Origin of the sequence: Streptomyces sp. MB09-02B (assembly GCF_033794485.1) — a bacterium.
Taxonomy (GTDB): domain Bacteria; phylum Actinomycetota; class Actinomycetes; order Streptomycetales; family Streptomycetaceae; genus Streptomyces.
This window is the reverse complement of record NZ_JARGEE010000041.1, coordinates 1-17,318: the sequence shown is the minus strand read 5'-3', so window position 1 is coordinate 17,318 and position 17,318 is coordinate 1. Positions and strand designations below refer to the sequence as shown.

14 protein-coding genes are annotated in these 17,318 nt (G+C 73.5%); 7 read left to right on the top strand and 7 right to left on the bottom strand.

Annotated elements, in window-relative coordinates:
• Positions 1–462: 462 nt before the first annotated feature.
• Complete coding sequence (locus P1P70_RS09055; RefSeq protein WP_319236049.1) at positions 463–1,440, top strand: hypothetical protein; 978 nt, start codon at positions 463–465, stop codon at positions 1,438–1,440.
• A gap of 312 nt (positions 1,441–1,752) precedes the next feature.
• Here P1P70_RS09055 and P1P70_RS09050 read toward each other — a convergent pair whose 3' ends face one another.
• Positions 1,753–4,047, bottom strand: a complete 2,295-nt coding sequence (locus P1P70_RS09050; protein WP_319236047.1) for a heavy metal translocating P-type ATPase — start codon at positions 4,045–4,047, stop codon at positions 1,753–1,755.
• 199 nt (positions 4,048–4,246) lie between these two features.
• Between P1P70_RS09050 and P1P70_RS09045 the strand changes: the two genes are divergently transcribed.
• On the top strand, positions 4,247–5,203 hold the full coding sequence (locus P1P70_RS09045; protein ID WP_319236045.1) for a hypothetical protein: 957 nt from the start codon (positions 4,247–4,249) through the stop codon (positions 5,201–5,203).
• Positions 5,204–5,369: 166 nt separating this feature from the next.
• On the opposite strand, the gene P1P70_RS09040 is transcribed toward P1P70_RS09045, so the two are convergent.
• On the bottom strand, positions 5,370–6,149 hold the full coding sequence (locus tag P1P70_RS09040) for a DeoR/GlpR family DNA-binding transcription regulator (RefSeq protein ID WP_319236043.1): 780 nt from the start codon (positions 6,147–6,149) through the stop codon (positions 5,370–5,372).
• A gap of 89 nt (positions 6,150–6,238) precedes the next feature.
• Between P1P70_RS09040 and P1P70_RS09035 the strand changes: the two genes are divergently transcribed.
• The 3 genes from P1P70_RS09035 (at position 6,239) to P1P70_RS09025 (ending at position 8,940) form a co-directional block, all read left to right on the top strand.
• Positions 6,239–7,156: an SIS domain-containing protein gene (locus P1P70_RS09035; protein WP_319236041.1), complete on the top strand. Its 918-nt coding sequence runs from the start codon at positions 6,239–6,241 to the stop codon at positions 7,154–7,156.
• A 13-nt stretch (positions 7,157–7,169) separates the two neighbouring features.
• Positions 7,170–8,042, top strand: a complete 873-nt coding sequence (locus P1P70_RS09030) for a class II fructose-bisphosphate aldolase (RefSeq protein WP_319236039.1) — start codon at positions 7,170–7,172, stop codon at positions 8,040–8,042.
• Between the two features lie 100 nt (positions 8,043–8,142).
• Entirely contained in the window at positions 8,143–8,940 is a 798-nt protein-coding gene (locus tag P1P70_RS09025) for an AraC family transcriptional regulator (RefSeq protein ID WP_319236037.1), read from the top strand.
• On the opposite strand, the gene P1P70_RS09020 is transcribed toward P1P70_RS09025, so the two are convergent.
• A complete protein-coding gene (locus P1P70_RS09020; protein WP_319236035.1) occupies positions 8,927–10,147 on the bottom strand; it encodes a methyltransferase in 1,221 nt (406 codons plus the stop codon). The genes P1P70_RS09025 and P1P70_RS09020 overlap by 14 nt on opposite strands.
• A 139-nt stretch (positions 10,148–10,286) precedes the next feature.
• Between P1P70_RS09020 and P1P70_RS09015 the strand changes: the two genes are divergently transcribed.
• Both P1P70_RS09015 and P1P70_RS09010 read left to right on the top strand, forming a co-directional pair.
• Positions 10,287–10,943: an alpha-ketoglutarate-dependent dioxygenase AlkB gene (locus P1P70_RS09015; RefSeq protein ID WP_319236033.1), complete on the top strand. Its 657-nt coding sequence runs from the start codon at positions 10,287–10,289 to the stop codon at positions 10,941–10,943.
• A gap of 51 nt (positions 10,944–10,994) precedes the next feature.
• Complete coding sequence (locus P1P70_RS09010) at positions 10,995–12,236, top strand: ROK family protein (RefSeq protein WP_319236031.1); 1,242 nt, start codon at positions 10,995–10,997, stop codon at positions 12,234–12,236.
• A gap of 6 nt (positions 12,237–12,242) precedes the next feature.
• Here the strand turns inward: P1P70_RS09010 and P1P70_RS09005 are convergent, their stop codons facing one another.
• From P1P70_RS09005 to P1P70_RS08990, 4 genes are all read right to left on the bottom strand, one after another.
• On the bottom strand, positions 12,243–12,677 hold the full coding sequence (locus tag P1P70_RS09005; protein WP_319236029.1) for a GtrA family protein: 435 nt from the start codon (positions 12,675–12,677) through the stop codon (positions 12,243–12,245).
• Positions 12,677–13,654, bottom strand: coding sequence for a glycosyltransferase family 2 protein (locus P1P70_RS09000; protein WP_319236027.1), 978 nt, complete (start codon positions 13,652–13,654; stop codon positions 12,677–12,679). Before P1P70_RS09000 ends, P1P70_RS09005 begins: the two co-directional genes overlap by 1 nt.
• Before the next feature lie 22 nt (positions 13,655–13,676).
• Positions 13,677–16,364, bottom strand: a complete 2,688-nt coding sequence (locus P1P70_RS08995; RefSeq protein WP_319236025.1) for a YfhO family protein — start codon at positions 16,362–16,364, stop codon at positions 13,677–13,679.
• Positions 16,365–16,572: 208 nt separating this feature from the next.
• Positions 16,573–17,318, bottom strand: a 746-nt coding sequence (locus P1P70_RS08990; RefSeq protein WP_319236023.1) for a LysR substrate-binding domain-containing protein, incomplete at its 5' end; no start/stop codon positions are given.

The following is a 17,318-nucleotide window of genomic DNA, read 5'->3' as shown; positions in this document are numbered from 1 at the left end:
TACGGACGAGGACCTGCCCGAGCTCTCCCGGCTCGCGCCGCCGCACCTCTTCGAACGGCTGCACGCGGTCCCGTTCGCTGCCCTGCGCTCCCTGCGCTCCCTGCGCACCCGTCCGGGCCACCGGCGGCTCGACCGGGGAGGCCACCTCATGGCCCGCACCGATTCCTGTGACGCCCCCGGCCCGACGCGCGGCCGCACGTCGGCGTCTTCTGTCGGGGGAGTCAGCCAGTCAGCCATCGGGCCCACCTCGATCCGGGAGGGCCTCGCCGTCCGTCACGAGGGGCCCGGACGTGGGTCGTGGTGTGCTGCCGACCCTTCGGGGTTCTGTGGGGACTCGACCGGGCGCATGCCGTGCGCCGTGCGGGCGAACACCCGGCCGTGACTCCCGCCGCTGGGCGGGCGCGCCGTCATGGTCGTGTGGCGCCGCCTCCACGGCGCCCTGGCCCGCCCGAGGAGAGACCGATGCCCCGCCTTCCCCACCTGCCGGCCTTCGCGGCGGCCACCGCCGCCGTCGCCCTGCTCGCCGCGGCGCCCCCGCCGGACGGCGAGCAGACCGTGTCCCGTCCGCGTGTCGTCGCCCACTTCGACATCACCCGGGGCCAGACACCGGAGAACATCGCCCTGGAACCCGACGGCTCCGCCGACCTGACCTTCTCGACCGCCCGCCAGGTCGTCCACATCACCAAGCAGGGACACACCCGGGTCCTCGCCACCCTGCCCGCCGAGCCGAACCCGCGCACGCCCCTCGTGGGCGACGACATCGTCCTCGGCATCGCCCGCGCCCACGACGGCACGCTCTACGTCACCTACGCCACCGGGACCCGCAAGACGGGCGTCTGGCGCGTCACCCCCGGCGGCACACCCCGGCAGATCGCCCAACTGCCCCCGAACGGGCTGCCCAACGCCATCGGTCTCGACGAGCGCCGGGGCGTCCTCTACGTCGCCGACTCGGTGCTGGGGACCGTCTGGCGCGTCCCGCAGCGGGGCGGCACGCCCACGGCGTGGACCACGGGCGCCGCCCTCCGGCCGCTACCCGCCTCGGAGGGGGGCTTCGGTGTCGGCGCGAACGGCCTCAAGGTCCACGACGGGGCCGTGTGGGTCTCCAACACCGACCGGAGAACCCTGCTGCGCGTCCCCGTCCGCCGGGACGGCTCGGCGGGTCCGACCGGGATCCGGGCGACGGGACTCGCCGGGGTCGACGACTTCGCCTTCACCGGCCGCGGGGACACCGTTCTCGCCGCCCTGGTCCTGAGCAGCGAGGTCGCCCTCGTCCGTCCGGACGGCACCCACACCGTCGTGCTCACCCAGGACGACGGACTCTCCAACCCGACCTCCGTGGCCGTACGCCACCGGACGGTCTACGTCCCCAGTGGTGCCTTCTTCACCCTGCGGGACCCGAACCTGCTCCTCGCCCACCTCGGCGATCGTCACACTCGGTGATCGAACGCCGCGAATTCGATCAGCGTGTTCGACGGCTTTCCAGCGGCCCGTTGAGGAATTCGGCCAAGGTCGACGGTATTCGAAGGCGATCTCCGAGTCGCAGCCTCTGTGATTTAGGGCACAGTTCCGTGATTTCCCGCCCGGATGAACCGGAACAGGCAATTCGGCGAGTTTCCGTCGAAGGCCCACGGCGTGGCTGTGAATCGCTCCCCGATCCCGCCGTACCCCGGCCTCGGCGAATAGGCGAAGGTCGCGAATTCACCGAGGTCGGGGCCCGGCAGGGGAACGGCCTCCCGGCCAGGGCCGGTTGATTCAGTCGGCCGCCCGGAACGTCCGCAGGCGCAGCGAGTTGCCGACGACGAAGACCGAGGAGAAGGCCATGGCCGCCCCCGCGATCATGGGGTTGAGCAGACCGGCCGCCGCTAGCGGCAGGGCGGCCACGTTGTAGGCGAACGCCCAGAACAGGTTGGACCGGATCGTGCCGAGGGTCCGGCGGGCGAGGCGGATGGCGTCGGCCGCCGCGCGCAGATCACCTCGTACGAGGGTCAGGTCGCCGGCCTCGATCGCGGCGTCCGTACCCGTGCCCAGGGCCAGCCCGAGGTCGGCCCGGGCGAGCGCGGCCGCGTCGTTGACGCCGTCGCCGACCATGGCGACCGAACGGCCCCGGGCCTGCAGCCGTTCGACGACGTCGACCTTGTCCTGCGGCAGCACCTCCGCGATCACGTCCTCGACGGCGATGCCGACCTCACGGGCGACGGACTCGGCCACGGCCCGGTTGTCCCCGGTCAGCAGGATCGGGGTGAGGCCGAGCGACCGCAGCCGTGCGACCGCCTCGGCGCTGGTCTCCTTCACCGCGTCGGCGACCTCGAGGACCGCGCGGACCTCACCGTCCCAGGCGACCACGACGGCCGTGCGGCCGGCGCTCTCGGCCCGGTCCTCCGCCCGCCGCAGGTCCGTCGGCAGTTCCATGGACCAGTCGGCGAGGAGCCGTTCGCGGCCGACGAGGACCGCGTGACCGTCGACGACGCCCTGTACCCCGAGGCCGGGCACGTTCGCGAAGTCCTCCGGCGTGGGCAGCGAGCCGAGGCGGGCCAGGGCGCCCTCGGCGACGGCGCGGGCGACCGGGTGCTCGGAGGCGTGCTCCAACGCGCCTGCCAGGCGCAGCACTTCGGCCTCGTCGATGCCGTCGGCGGGGTGCACGGCCAGCAGGGTCATCCGGCCGGTGGTGACGGTGCCGGTCTTGTCGAGGACGACCGTGTCGACCCTGCGGGTGGACTCCAGCACCTCCGGGCCCTTGATCAGGATGCCCAGCTGGGCGCCGCGCCCGGTGCCGACCAGGAGCGCGGTCGGTGTGGCGAGCCCCAGGGCGCAGGGGCAGGCGATGATCAGTACGGCGACCGCCGCGGTGAAGGCGGCCGTGAGCCCGGCGCCGTTGCCGAGCCAGAAGCCGAGGGTGCCCAGGGCGAGGGCGATCACGATCGGCACGAAGACGGCGGAGATGCGGTCCGCGAGGCGCTGGGCCGAGGCCTTTCCGTTCTGCGCGTCCTCCACCAGCCGTGCCATCCGGGCCAGTTGGGTGTCGGCGCCGATCCTGGTGGCCTCGACGACGAGACGTCCGCCCGCGTTCACGGTGGCGCCGGTGACCGTGTCGCCGACCGCGACCTCCACGGGCACGGATTCGCCGGTCAGCATGGACGCGTCCACGGCGGACGATCCCTCGACCACGGTTCCGTCGGTGGCGATCTTCTCGCCCGGACGCACCAGGAAGCGGTCGCCGACCCGCAACTCGGCGACGGGAACCGTCCGTTCGCCGCCGTCCCGGGTGAGTACGGTGACGTCCTTCGCGCCCAGCTCCAGCAGCGCCCGCAGGGCCGCGCCGGCCTTCCGCTTGGAGCGGGCCTCGAAGTAGCGCCCGGCGAGGATGAAGGCGGTCACCCCGGCCGCCGCCTCCAGATAGATGGAGCCGGCGCCGTCGTTCCGGGAGATGGTCAGCTCGAAGGGGTGCGTCATGCCCGGTGTGCCCGCCGTCCCGAGGAACAGCGCCCACAGCGACCAGCCGAAGGCGGCCAGGGTGCCGACGGAGATCAGGGTGTCCATGGTGGCGGCCCCGTGCCGGGCGTTCTTCCAGGCGGCGCGGTGGAAGGGCCACCCGGCGTACGTCACCACGGGCGCCGCCAGCGTCAGGGACAGCCACTGCCAGTACTCGAACTGCAGCGCGGGGATCATCGCCATCGCGATGACGGGGACGGCCAGGGCCGCCGCGGTGACCAGCCGCTGCCGGAGCGGCCTCAGCTCGTCGTCGGCCGCCTCGCCCGCGCCGTCCTCGCCGTCCTCGCCGTCGGTGCCGTCCGGCTCGGCTCGGGCGGGCGGTGCCGGTTCCCGAGCCGTGTAGCCGGTCGCCTCCACGGTGGCGATCAGGTCCCGCACCGAGACGTCGTCCGGGTAGCTGACCTTCGCCTTCTCGGTGGCGTAGTTGACCGTGGCGGTGACGCCCTCCATGCGGTTCAGCTTCTTCTCGACGCGCGCGGCACAGGAGGCGCAGGTCATGCCGCCGATGGCGAGCTCCACCTCCGCGGCGGTCCCGGTCCCGGTCCTCGTGACGGTCATGGCTGCTCCCTCGTGCGTCGTGGGCGGCGGTCTTCCTGGATACGGGGTAGGGGTATCCTTGCACCCTGCTGCCTGTATACCCCTCTGGGGTATCCGTGGCAAGTCGCGCGCAGCGCTTGACTCTATACCCCCTAGGGGTATGGTGAGCTGTGTGAAGCCCCTGAAAACCCTGAAGCCCCGGACCGCGAAGGAGACGGCCATGCACACCGGACTGAGGATCACCGCGTTCGCCGCCGCGCTGGCCGCGACGTTCGGCGCCGCTTACGGCGTGGGCAAGGGCGTCGAACCCGTCGTCTCGGACACGGCGAAGAGCGAGCCCGCGCGCCACGACGGCCACACCGAGGAGTCGCCGGGTCCCGGAGAGGGCGCGGGCGCACACGCGGCCGCCCCGGCCGGCGGACTGCAGGTCTCCGAGAGCGGCTACACCCTCGACCTGCGCACCCCGAGTGTCACCGCCGGACACCGCGCCGACCTGCGCCTCGTGATCAGGGACGCGGAGGGCCGCGCCGTCACCGCGTACCAGCGCGAGCACGACAAGGAACTCCACCTGATCCTCGCCTCACGCGACCTGGTCACCTACCGCCATCTGCACCCCACCCGCGCCGCCGACGGCACCTGGAGCACCCCCGTCGACCTGCCCGAGGCGGGCGACTACCGCGTCTTCGCCGACTTCACCCCGGCCGGCGAGGACGCCGAGAACCTCACCCTCGGCGCCGACCTCGCGGCCTCGGGGACGTACAAGCCGCACAAGCTCCCGGCGCCGGCCGACACCGCCGAGGTCAACGGCTACGACGTCGAACTGGACGGCGGCCTGCGCCCGGGCGCCGCGAGCGAGCTGAAGCTGAAGGTCTCCCGCGACGGCAAACCCGTCACGGACCTCCAGCCCTACCTCGGTGCGTACGGCCACCTCGTCGCCCTGCGCTCCGGTGACCTCGCCTACCTGCACGTCCACCCGAACGGCGAGCCCGGCGACGGCACGACCGAGCCCGGCCCGGACATCTCCTTCACGGCCACGGCTCCCAGCGTCGGCACCTATCGTCTCTTCCTCGACTTCAAGCACGACGGCAAGGTCCACACGGCGGCGTTCACGGTGCACGCCGGGGAGGCATCGGCGCCGGACCCGGCGGGCGAACCCCCGGCCCAGCACACCCACTGACGGCGGCAGTCGAGCACTCAGCCGGCGCCCGTCACGACCGGCGGCCGCCGCTCCCCGACCCGCGTCGCCCGCTCGAAGGCGCCCCTCGTCCTCACCACCCTGAAGCGCGGCGGCACCGTGCGCCATGGCTCCAGGACTGACCCTGGCCGGGTCGGCACGGCGGGCCTCAGACGGTGACGACCCGTACCCCGGCCTCCTCGAACAGCCGCACCGTCGCGGGCGCGGCGGCCGAGTCCGTGACCAGCGTGTCCACCGCCTCCGTCGCACAGATCCAGGCGAAGGCCCGCCGTCCCAGCTTGCTGGAGTCGGCCGCGACGACCACCCGCTCGGCACGCTCGCACAGCAGCCGGTTGACGGCCGCCTCCGCCTCGTCGTGCGCGGCGGCACCGTGCGCCACGTCGAGGGCGACGACACCGAGCACGGCCACGTCCAGGGTGATCCGGTCCAGCACCCCGTCGGCGAGCGGACCCACGAGCTCGTACGACTGGGCGCGGGCCACCCCGCCCGTCACCACGATCTTGAACTGGGGGCGCACCGCCAGTTCGCCCGCGATGTTGAGCGCGTTCGTGACGACCGTCAGCGCGGGCGCGCCGGACGCCAGATCGCCCCGCACGGCCAGGGCCCGGGCCACCTCCGTGGTCGTCGTGCCACCGGTCAGCCCCACAGCCTCGCCGGGCGCGACGAGATCCGCCACGGCCTTCGCGATGCGTTGCTTCTCGGTCGCGCGCCGGGCCGTCTTGTAGCGCAGCGGCAGCTCGTACGAGACGCCGTGCACCACCGCCCCGCCCCGGGTGCGCACGAGCATCTGCTGTTCCGCGAGCCCGTCGAGATCGCGCCGGATCGTCGCGGCGGACACCCCCAGCTCGACAGCTGCCTCCTCGACGTCCAGCCGCCCCCGTCCTGCGAGCAGTTCGAGCAGGGTCTGCCAGCGTTCGTCGCGGGACATCCGTCTCCTCGTGCTTGAAGATGCTCGAAAGATGACTCTATCGTGCAGAAGCAAGCATGAGTCCGGTGCATCCCGGGGAGGGTTCCCGCATGACCCACGTCGAGGACGAGCTCAACAGCCAGCCCGAGTGCTGGGCCCGCGTCGCCGCCGACGCGCCGGAACACGCCGCGGCCCTACCGGCGCCGGGGGAGCGGGTGGCGCTCGTCGGCTGCGGAACCTCGTACTTCATGGCGCAGGCCGCCGCCGTGCTGCGCGAGCGGGCCGGGCAGGGGGAGACCGACGCCTTCGCGGCCTCGGAGTTCCCCCACGGGCGGGCCTACGACCGCGTCGTCGCCCTCACCCGCTCCGGCACCACCACCGAGGTGCTGGACCTGCTGGGCGCACTGCGCGGCCGTACCCGCACGACGGCGGTCACCGCCGACCCGGACACCCCCGTCATGACGGCCGCGGACGACCTCGTCGTGCTGGACTTCGCCGACGAGAAGTCCGTCGTCCAGACCCGCTTCGCCACCACCGTCCTCACCCTCCTCCGCGCCCACTTCGGCCTGCACCCCGAGGCCGCCGTCACCGACGCGCGTGCCGCGCTGGAGGCGCCGCTGCCCGAAGGGCTCGTCGCCGGCGCCCAGTTCACCTTCCTCGGCCGGGGCTGGACCGTGGGCCTCGCCCACGAGGCCGCCCTGAAGATGCGCGAGGCCGCGCTCGCGTGGAGCGAGGCCTACCCGGCGATGGAGTACCGGCACGGCCCGATCAGCGTCACCACCCGGTCGACGGTGACCTGGATGCTCGGCGAGGCGCCGGACGGCCTGGCCGCGCAGGTGCGGGGGACGGGCGCGACCTGGGTGCCCGGCGGGCTCGATCCGCTCGCCGAGCTGGTCCGCGCCCAGCGCCTCGCCGTCGCCGTGGCCGCCGCCCGTGGCCTCGACCCCGACCGCCCACGTCACCTGACGCGTTCGGTGATCCTCGACGCCGACGACAGCTGCACCGCCGCGAGCCCCGACAACCGCTGAAGCAGGAGGAGCCGTGCCCCTGACGACGACCGGTGCGCTGATCACCGAGGCCGCCGCCGCGCACTCCGCCGTGGCCGCGTTCAACGTCATCACCCTGGAACACGTCGAGGCGATCGTCGCGGGCGCCGAGTCCGTCGCCGCGCCGGTGGTCCTCCAGGTCAGCGAGAACGCCGTCCGATTCCACGACGGGGACCTGCTGCCCCTGGCCCGCGCCGCGTCCACCGCCGCCGAGCGCGCGGCCGTGCCCGTCGCGCTCCACCTCGACCACATCCGTGGTGACGACCTGCTGCGCCGGGCGGCCGACGCCGGCTTCAGCTCCGTGATGTACGACGCCTCCCGCCTGCCCTACCTGGACAACCTCGCCGCGACCCACGCCGCCGTGCAGTGGGCGCACGGCCAAGGGCTGTGGATCGAGGCCGAGTTGGGGCAGGTCGGGGGCAAGAACGGCGCGCCGCCGCTCGACGCGCACGCGCCCGGCGCCCGCACCGACCCCGAGGAGGCGCGGGCGTTCGTCGCGGACTCGGGCGTGGACGCGCTCGCCGTCGCCGTCGGCAGCTCCCACGCGATGACCACCCGCACCGCCGCCCTCGACCACGCCCTGCTGAAACGGCTGGCCGCCGCCCTCGACGTCCCCCTCGTCCTGCACGGCTCCTCCGGAGTCCCGGACGACGAGCTGCGCGCGGCCGTGGCGGGCGGCATCGTCAAGGTCAACATCGGCACCGCGCTCAACCTCGCCCTGACCGGTGCGGTCCGGGACCACCTCGCCGCCCACCCCGACGTGGTGGACCCGCGCACGTACCTCGCGGCGGGCCGGACGGCGATGGCGGAGACGGTGGCCCGGCTGATCGGCGTCCTGCGGACGGAAGATTCCCTTCCGTCCGCGTAGGAGGTCCGTACGCGTCCGTCCCGCGTGGGAGTGCGACCGTCTTGCGAAGCGCCCCTCCCGGGGGCGGAGTGTGACGCCCGTCACTGATACGTTTCTGGTCATGCGGGAGACGGAGATCCACCTCGGTGAGCCGCCGTACGTCGCCCTCATCGGTGTCGGCGTGCACGGCGTCGCGAGTCGCACGGACGTGTTCCGGCTGCCGGAGCTGTGGCAGCTGCACCTCTACCAGTACGAGGCCGAGCTGACCGTCGACGGCACCGCCCACACCATCCGCCCCGGCCGGGTCAGCATCGTCCCGCCCGGCACCACCGTCCGTTACCGCTACCGGGGTCGCTCCGAGCACCTCTTCGCCCATCTGCGCATGGCCCCGTCCGGGCCGCCCCGCACGGTTCCGGTGGTCCAGGACGCCGGTCCCGAACTGCCCATGCTCACCGGCCTGTTGCTGCAGGCGGTGGCTGCCGCGCCGAGCGAGCCGGACCGCACCCGGGCCGAACTGTGGACCGCCCTGTGGCGGGTGGCCGGGCTGACCCCGCCCGTCGCGGCCGCCCGCGGACCGCACCCGGCGGTCACCACCGCCATCGCCCACATCGAGTCCCACCTGGCCGCCCCGCTCACCATCCCGGAGGTGGCACGCGTGGCCGGGGTCTCCCACAACCACCTGACCCGGCTGTTCCACGCCGAGACCGGCGGCACCGTCGTCGCCTACATCCGCCGCCGCAGACTCGAACGCGCCCACCATCTGCTGCGCGCCACGACCCTCTCCATCCCCGCCGTGGCCGCCTCCGTCGGCATTTCCGACCTCCAGGCCTTCAACAAGGCCTGCCGCCGCGAACTGGGCGCCTCACCGCGCGCCCTGCGCGGGGCCGGCTTCCCGGCGGGTGTCGCTAACTCCGCCTGACCGCCCTGAGCACCACGAACTTGGCGTCGCTCGCGACGAGTTCGCTGTTGCCGAAGATCCGTCGCAGCGTCACGTGGTACCCCAGATGACGGTTCCCGACCACCCACAGCTCGCCACCGGGCCGCAACGCCCGCCGCGCCCCGGCGAACATGCGCCGCGCCGTGGCGTCGGTCGTCGCCTGGTGGGAGTGGAACGGCGGGTTGTTCAGGACGAGATCGACACTCCCCGGCGCGAATCCCTCCAGCCCGTCACCGACCCGGAACTCGGCCGCCCCGCGGGCCGGTTCCCCTGTCGTACCGGGTGCGCTCCCCGGCGCCGCCCCGCCGTCCTTCCCGTCGGCGTCCGGCAGGTTCGCCCGGTACGTGGCCTCCGCCGAGGCCACCGCCTGGTACGACTCGTCGACGAACACCACCTCGGTGTCCGGATCGGCCAGCGCGACCGCCGTACCGACCACTCCGTTGCCGCACCCCAGGTCCACGACCCGCCCGCCGCGCGGGGCCTTCGGCAGCTGCCGCAGGAAGAACCGGGTGCCGATGTCGAGCCGGTCGGCACAGAACACGCCCGCGTGGTTGACGACAGCGCGCCCGGCCAGCACGCCGATGCCGTCCGGCAGCCGGTAGGTGTACGGCCACGGATCGTCCCCCCGGGCCTTGAGTGTCTCCGCGTCCGGGGTGCAGTGGATCAGCCGTGCCTTCTGCCGGGCGAGCGAGGTGCGGGTCGGGCCGAGGACCCGCTCGAAGAGCCTCAGCGTCGAGGTGTGGATCTCCTTGACCATCCCGGTGCCGATCACGACCGTCCCCTCGTGCACGGCGGGCGCGAGCCGGTGCAACTGGTCCTCCAGCAGCGCGAGGCTCTTGGGAACCCGTACGAGGAGCACGTCGACACGGTCCGGGGGCGTGTCCCGCATGGTGAGCAGCCGTACGGTGTCCGCGTCGACGCCGTTGCGCAGCAGGTTGGCCCGCGTCGCCTCCCGGCTCAGGAACGAGTCGGTGATCTGCGTCGGCCGGTGCGCGGCGAGCGCGGTGGTCAGCGCGCCCCAGCGGTCCCCGACGACCACGACCGTTCCGTCCAGCCGCGTCCCGCTCTCCGCGAGGTGGCGCAGCAGATACGCGTCGGACGCGTCCCAGGCGCGCAGCAGGTCACGGGGGTCCTCCGGAAAGCGGGCCAGGGCGTACTCGCCCCCGGGCGCGGTCATACGGTCGCTCATCGTGCGCCCAGGCTAACCGAGCACGGCCCCGCCCCCGACCGCCGAGCAGCCGTGCGGGACGAGGGCCCCATGAACACCGGGCGGCCGTGCGGGACGAGGGCCCCACGATCACCGGGCAGCCGTGCGGGAGGATGGTGCCATGGACGCCGAACTGTTCCCCCGGAGCCGGACGGAGATCGCGCCCGGCGCGGTCCACGTGCCGGACTGGCTGGACGCCGAACAGCAGCGGCACCTCCTGGACGCCTGCCGAGCCTGGGCCCGACCGCCCGCCGGGCTCCGCACGGTCCGCACCCCGGGCGGCGGCACGATGACCGCCCGGCAGGTCTGCCTCGGCCGGCACTGGTACCCGTATGGCTACGCCCGGACCGTTGTCGACGGCGACGGCGCGCCCGTGAAGCCGTTCCCGGACTGGCTGGGCGAGCTGGGCCGGCGCGCGGTCGTCGACACCCTCGGCGCGCGGGCGGCGACCGCCGCGTACGACATCGCCCTCGTCAACTTCTACGACGGCGACGCGCGCATGGGGATGCACCGCGACGCCGACGAGAAGTCGGACGCGCCGGTGGTGTCGCTGAGCCTCGGCGACAGCTGTGTCTTCCGCTTCGGCAACACGCGCACCCGGACCCGGCCGTACACGGACGTGGAGCTGCGCAGCGGTGATCTCTTCGTCTTCGGCGGGCCGGCCCGGTCCGCCCACCACGGGGTGCCCGGGGTGCAGCCGGGGACCGCGCCGGACTGGCTGGGGCTGACCGGGCGGCTGAACATCACCCTGCGCGTCGGCGGCTTCGACGACGGCTGAGGCCCCGCGCGCGGGGTTCGGCGCCGAGCGGATCATGGGAGACTCGCCCTCATGGACGGGAAGGCGGCCCCCAAGGCGGCGGGCGAAGGGACGACGGCACGGGCTCGGCTGGACCGGGGGAGGGGCGCGCTCGGTCCGGCGCTGGAGCTGGTGCACACCGGCCGGGCCCCGACGAGGGCCGTGCTCACCGCCGAACTGGGCGTCACCCGCGCCACGGCCGGTGCCGTGGCCGCCGAGCTGGAGGCCCTGGGGCTGATCCGGGTCGACGCGCACCCGGGGGCCGCCGCCGGATCCCAGGGCCGGCCCTCCCACCGCCTCGAAGTAGCCGAGGGCGGACCCGTCGCGCTCGCCGCCCAGGTGCACTCCGACGGCTGGCGGGCCGCGCTGGTCGGCCTCGGCGGGCGGATCGTCGCCACCACGCCCGCCTGCGAGATCGTGGACGCCGACCCGGCGAAGGTGCTCGGCTCGGTCGTCGACGCGGGCGCCGAGCTGCTGGCGGAGACCGGACGCCGGTGTGTGGGGTCGGGCCTGGCCGTGCCGTCGGCCGTCGCCGAACCGGCGGGACTGGCCCTGAACCCGCTGCACCTGGCCTGGCCGGCCGGGGCGCCGGTCCGGGAGATCTTCGCCGAGCGGGTCCGCGCGGCCGGGATCGAGGGGCCCGCGTTCGCGGCGAACGACGTCAACCTCGCCGCCCTCGCCGAACACCGGCACGGCGCCGGGCGCGGCTCCCGCGATCTGCTGTGCGTGGCGACCGGCCACCGGGGCGTCGGCGGCGCGCTGGTCCTCGACGGCCGTCTGCACATGGGCAGTTCGGGCCTGGCCCTGGAGGTCGGTCACCTCACCGTCAACCCGGAGGGCCGGCCCTGCCACTGCGGCAGCCGGGGCTGCCTCGACGTCGAGGCCGACCCACGTGCCTTCCTCACCGCCGTGGGCCGCGACCCGGACCCCGAGGGTTCGCTGCTGCGACAGGCCAACGACCTGATCCGCACCCGGTACGACGACCCGGGCGTCCGTACGGCCGCCGAGGCCGTCATCGACCGCCTCGGCCTCGGGCTCGCCGGCCTCGTCAACATCCTCAACCCCGACCGCATCATCCTCGGTGGCATGCACCGCGCCCTGCTCGACGCCGACCCCGACCGGCTGCGGGCCGTCGTCGCCGAGCGCAGTCTGTGGGGTCGGCAGAGCGGGGTCGCCCCGATCCTGGCCTGCACCCTGGATCACAACAGCCTGGTCGGAGCGGCCGAGTTGGCGTGGCAGCCGGTGCTCGACAACCCGCTGGGCGCGTTGGCCTGACGAGGCTCACCCGGACCCGGAACCCCGCAGCATGATCGTGCGGGACACCAGGAACGTCACCGGGATCGCCGCCCCGGACGCCAGCAGCGGTGCGAACCGGTTGCCCGCGTGCAGCACGTCCACGATCACGTACACACCGGCCGTCGTGAGCAGGAAATTGGTGGCGTTGGTCAGCGGGAACAACAGGAATTTACGCCAGGTCGGACGGGTGCGATAAGTGAAGCGGGCGTTCAGGAAGAACGAGCCCGTCATACTCACGGCGAATGCGAGAACATGTGCGGCGAGATAGGGAAGCCCATTGAGGAACAAGAGGTAAAGGCCGTAATAGACCCCGGTGTTGACCACCCCGACCAGGGCGAAAGCAGTGATCTGGCCCGATATGCGCCGCCCCGGCGCCGGGCGCGCCGTGGGGCGCGGCCGCGTACGCGTCACCGTCCCCATCAGCGAATGAGGTCCTTCGTCGTGCCGCACGCGGCGTGCCCCTCCGTCTGTTCCGCGTTGGTCGCCTTCACCAGGAAGTGTGGGCGCCCCTTCACCTCGTAGTAGATCCGGCCGGTGTACTCCCCGATCACCCCGAGCATGATCATCTGCACTCCGGCGAGAGCGGTCACGGCCATGACGATGGTGACATAGCCCGGCGTCTCCACGCCGTTGACGAGTGCGTCACCCACGATCCAGGCCGTGTAGAGCCCCGCGCACAGCAGCAGGCACAGGCCGAGGTGAAGGGCGGCCCGCAGCGGACGGTTGTTGAAGGAGAGGAGCCCGTCCAGCCCGTAGTTCAGGAGCGACCGGAAACTCCAGGAACTCCGGCCGTGCCGGCGCACGACGTTCTCGTACTCGAAGGTCGTCCCGGGGAAACCGACCCAGGCGAAGAGCCCCTTCGAGAAGCGGTTGTACTCCGTCAGGTCCAGGACCGCGTCGACGACCCGGCGCGACAGCAGCCGGAAGTCCCCCACGCCGTCGACGAGTTCGACGTCGACGAGCCGGTTGACCAGCCGGTAGTACACGCGGGCGGTCGCGGTGCGCAGCAGGCCGTCGCCGGTCCGGGTGCGGCGGGCGATGACCTGGTCGTGGCCCTGTTCGCGCAGGTCGACCATGCGGCGGATCAGTTCCGGCGGGTGCTGCAGGTCGGCGTCCATGACGATCACACAGTCGCCCGAGGCGTGCCGCAGCCCCGCGAGCAGTGCGGCCTCCTTGCCGAAGTTGCGGCTGAACGACACGTACCGGACCCGCGCGTCGAACTCCGCCAGCCGCTCCAGAACGGCGAGCGTACGGTCCCGGCTGCCGTCGTCGACGTACACGAACTCCATGTCGTGGCCGAGCGGAAGCAGCTCTTCCGCGACCTTCTGGATCTCCTCGTGGAAGCGTCCGACGACGGCGTCCTCGTTGTAGCAGGGTGCGACGATCGAGATGAGCATGGAACTCCCCCAGGGGTGCGGTTCACGGAGCGGTGGTCACGCGCTCGCGTACGGTCGGGTCGTCGGGCGAAGGTCGAGCGGTGGCCGGGGCCACGGGGACGGGCCTGCCCCGCACCCGACGGCGGCGGAGCGGGCCCGCCGCCGCGACCACCAGGACGGCGGTGAGTGAGAGCGCTCCCACCGCCGTGCCCAGGCGCAGTCCGGGCGGGTGGAACGTGCAGGTCACGCTGCTGGCCGAGCCGTACAGCGGTACGGCGACGAGGCCGTAGTGGCTCTTCGCCGGGAGGGCGGGTGCGTTGCCGGCGGCGCAGCGCCACCCGGAGATCCGGGGCGCCGCGAGCACCGCGATCCCCGTGCTGTGTGCGGGCAGTTCGGCCCGGACGGTGCCGTCGTCCACGCGTACGCTCGTGGCTCCGGTGGCCTTCAGTCCCGCCACGGCGGTGCGCAGCCGTGCGGTGTCGAGGCAGCCGACCGCGCCGTCCGGGACCAGGCTCGTCCTGTTCGGCGACAGCTCGATCCGGAACCGTCCGGAGCCCCCGACCGTCCCCAGCCGCTGCATCGCGGCGATCTTGGTGACGGGCTGGTCGGACCGGAACCGCCCGGTCGGCGCCGCGCCGGGCCCGACGTCGGAGGCGGCGGCGAGCCGCGCGGTGCCCGACAGATGCGGCGCCCACAGGTACAGCTCGGACCCGGCCGGACACCTGCCCGTGATCGTCGGCCTCTGCGGCGCGCTCGCGTGGGGCAGGGGACCCACCCGCACCCCCGGCCGCCCGTCGTCGCTGGGCGACGGCGGCTTCCCGGCGGCGGTGCGCACGGTGACCCGGGGCACGGTGTACACCCGCGCGCCCAGCAGCAGTTCCTGATTGCGGTACGGCGAGGGACCGAAACCGGAGAGGTCCGTGGGCCCGTCGGCGCGATCGGGGTGCGGTCGCACCGTGACCAGCGGCGGTACGTCCCGCCGCGTCACGGTCACCCCGCTGCCGTCCCGAGGGAACCAGTTCTGGTGCGGGTCCGGCGGCGAGTGCACCCGGGCGCCGACGGAGAAGATCGCGTCCGTCACGGCGGTGTCCAGGCTCTGCACACTGCGCCCGCGAGAGGTCCACCCACCCCCGAGGGCGGTGAGCGTCCGACTGAGCACGTCCGAGGTGAGACTGCTGTAGTACTGCGCGCCCTGCCCGCCCACCAGCAGCGGGTCGTTGCCGACGGTCTGCTCCCGGCCCGGATCGGTCCGGTAGCGGGGCCAGCCGTCGGCCCCGGCGATCGCCGCCGCCTGCTCCCGCTGCCGCGCGCCCCAGGGCGCGTAGTCGTCCATGTGCCCGAGCCGCAGCCGGGTGCCGGCGGCCGAGGTGACGGCGGACTCGCCGAACTGCGTGCACACGAGCAGCGCCACGGCGAGGACGACAGCGGGCCGGCTGTCCCTCCGCTTCAGTCCGAGCAGGAGCAGACCGCCCAGCGCGCCGACGGCGGCGAGCAGGGCGAGCGGGAGCGTGAAGGCCCGGATGGTCCGCTCACTGCCGCTCGCGACCACGATCACCAGCACGAGCAGCGCCCCCGCGGCGCCCAGGGCGCGCCGGCCGGGAACGCCGTACGACAGGGTGTGCCAGGCGGTGATCACCAGCAGCGCGCAGAGCACGAAGGCCTGACGGTACGAGCTGCCCTGCGGGGTGGCGAAGGCGTGCCAGAGCAGATGTGTCGGCCCCCACTGCATCGACAGGGCCACCGCCGGCAGCAGCAGCGTCCACCCGGCGCGCACGCGTGCCGGGGCCGCCGTGTGGAAGGGCAGGGCGAGCGCCAGCAGCAGCGCGGTGGTCCCCACGAAGACGGCCGGCGTCCCGTAGCTGTACGTCCCCGGCAGCAGCCGGGCGAGCAGGTCCTCGGTGGGGACGGGCACGAACTGCCGGACCCGGCCCGGGGAGGCGTGCCGGGTGCCGAAGTAGACGACGGTCACCAGGGGCGCGGCCAGACCCATGCCGAGGACCGTGATCAGGGCGGCACGCCCCGCGGCCCAGAGCCGCTGCCGACGCGTGAGGTCGCCGACGCACAGCCGGAGCAGCAGCACCAGGCCGGCGGCGAGGGTGGCCATGTACGCGGTGTAGAAGTTGGCGGTCCAGGCGAGCGCCACGACCAGCACACCGAGGAACGGCCGCCGCCCCCGCCGCGCCCACTCGCCGACCAGGCACAGCAGCGGCAGGAAGATCAGACCGTCGAGCCACATGGGGTTGTACACCGCGTCCGCCAGGGTCCAGCCGCACAGCGCGTACGACGAGCCGAGCAGCCCCGCCGCCCACCAGCGGCCCGGACGCAGGGCGAGCAGCAGCCAGGCCGTCGCGGCGGCGGCCGACGCCACCTTCAGCAGGGTGACCACGTACACCGCGAGGTCGATCTCGTCGCGCGGGAACACCGCCACGAGCGGGGCGAACGGGCTGCTGAGGTACGTGCCGAGGTCGGGCAGGAAGCTGGAGCCGAAGCCCGACCCCCAGTTGACGTACAGCCCGCCGTCCGCCCTGCCGTGCAGCAGGTCCCACAGGTGCGCGTGGAACGGCACGTACTGGTTGCCCAGGTCGTTGACGCTCCGGGTGCGCGGACCGAACGGACGGCTGCGGGCCACGACGTCACCGGCGCAGAGCACGGCGACCGTGAACGCGGCGGCGAACAGCGCGGCCTTTCCCTGCGGCCGGATCCTCGCAGCGGAACGGGTTGACGGATTCACACCCGCTCCCTGTCCGCCCGGCACACCGAGTTCCGTTGTACTGCCTGCTTCATTTTCGTCGGGCCCCCAATTCGGTTCGCCGAATTAGAGGCCCGTGGCTCGATGAAGGTTGTGCCGCCCACGGAAAATGAAAGCGCCAATTCCGAATGACGCGAGGGAGGCAAAGAGGTAATTGCCGGGGGAGGTACGGAATTCGTCCTCAGGGTGATCAGAAGGTGAACTCCGCCGTGAGGCTCCACAGGGCCGCCACATGAGGTCGCCGCAGATCCGCCCTGCGCACGCACAGCCCGATCGGGAACGGCGCCGGAGGCTGCTCGGTGGGGATCACCGTGAGCCGGTCGCGTACGGCGCTGTGGTCGAGGACCAACCGGGGGACCACCCCCGTGCCGCAGCCGAGTGCGACGAGGGTCAACAGCGCCTCGTGGCCCTCCGGTTCGGCCGCCGCGTCGGGGGAGCGGCCGTGGCAGCGGAACCAGCGGTCGGCGGCGTCACGGACCAGGCCCCGGTGGGGGAGGACGAAGGGGCCGTCGAGACCGGGGTCCGGGCGTTCGCGGGCGGTGACGAACACCAGGTCCGTGGTGGCCACCGTCCGGCTGACCAGCGACTCCGGCAGCCGCGCCGGGACGCCCGCCACCGCCACGTCCGCCTCACCCTCGTCCAGTCGGGCCAGCGCCGCCGCCGCGTCACCGGTGCGCAGATCCAGGCGGACCTGGGGGTGGGCCGCGCGCAACGGCGCCAGCAGCGTGGGCAACAGCGCCTGACACGCGGTCACCGTCGCGAACACGGCCAGCCGCCCGGTGAGTTCGGCCGGATCCGGATGCTCCTCGCGGTAGGCCTGCCACAGCTCCAGGGCCTCGGCGGCGTAGGCGCGGAAGCGGTGCCCCTCGGCCGTCAGGGAGACACCTCTCGGCCCCCGGTCGAGCAGCCGGTGCCCCAGCTCCACCTCCGCCACCC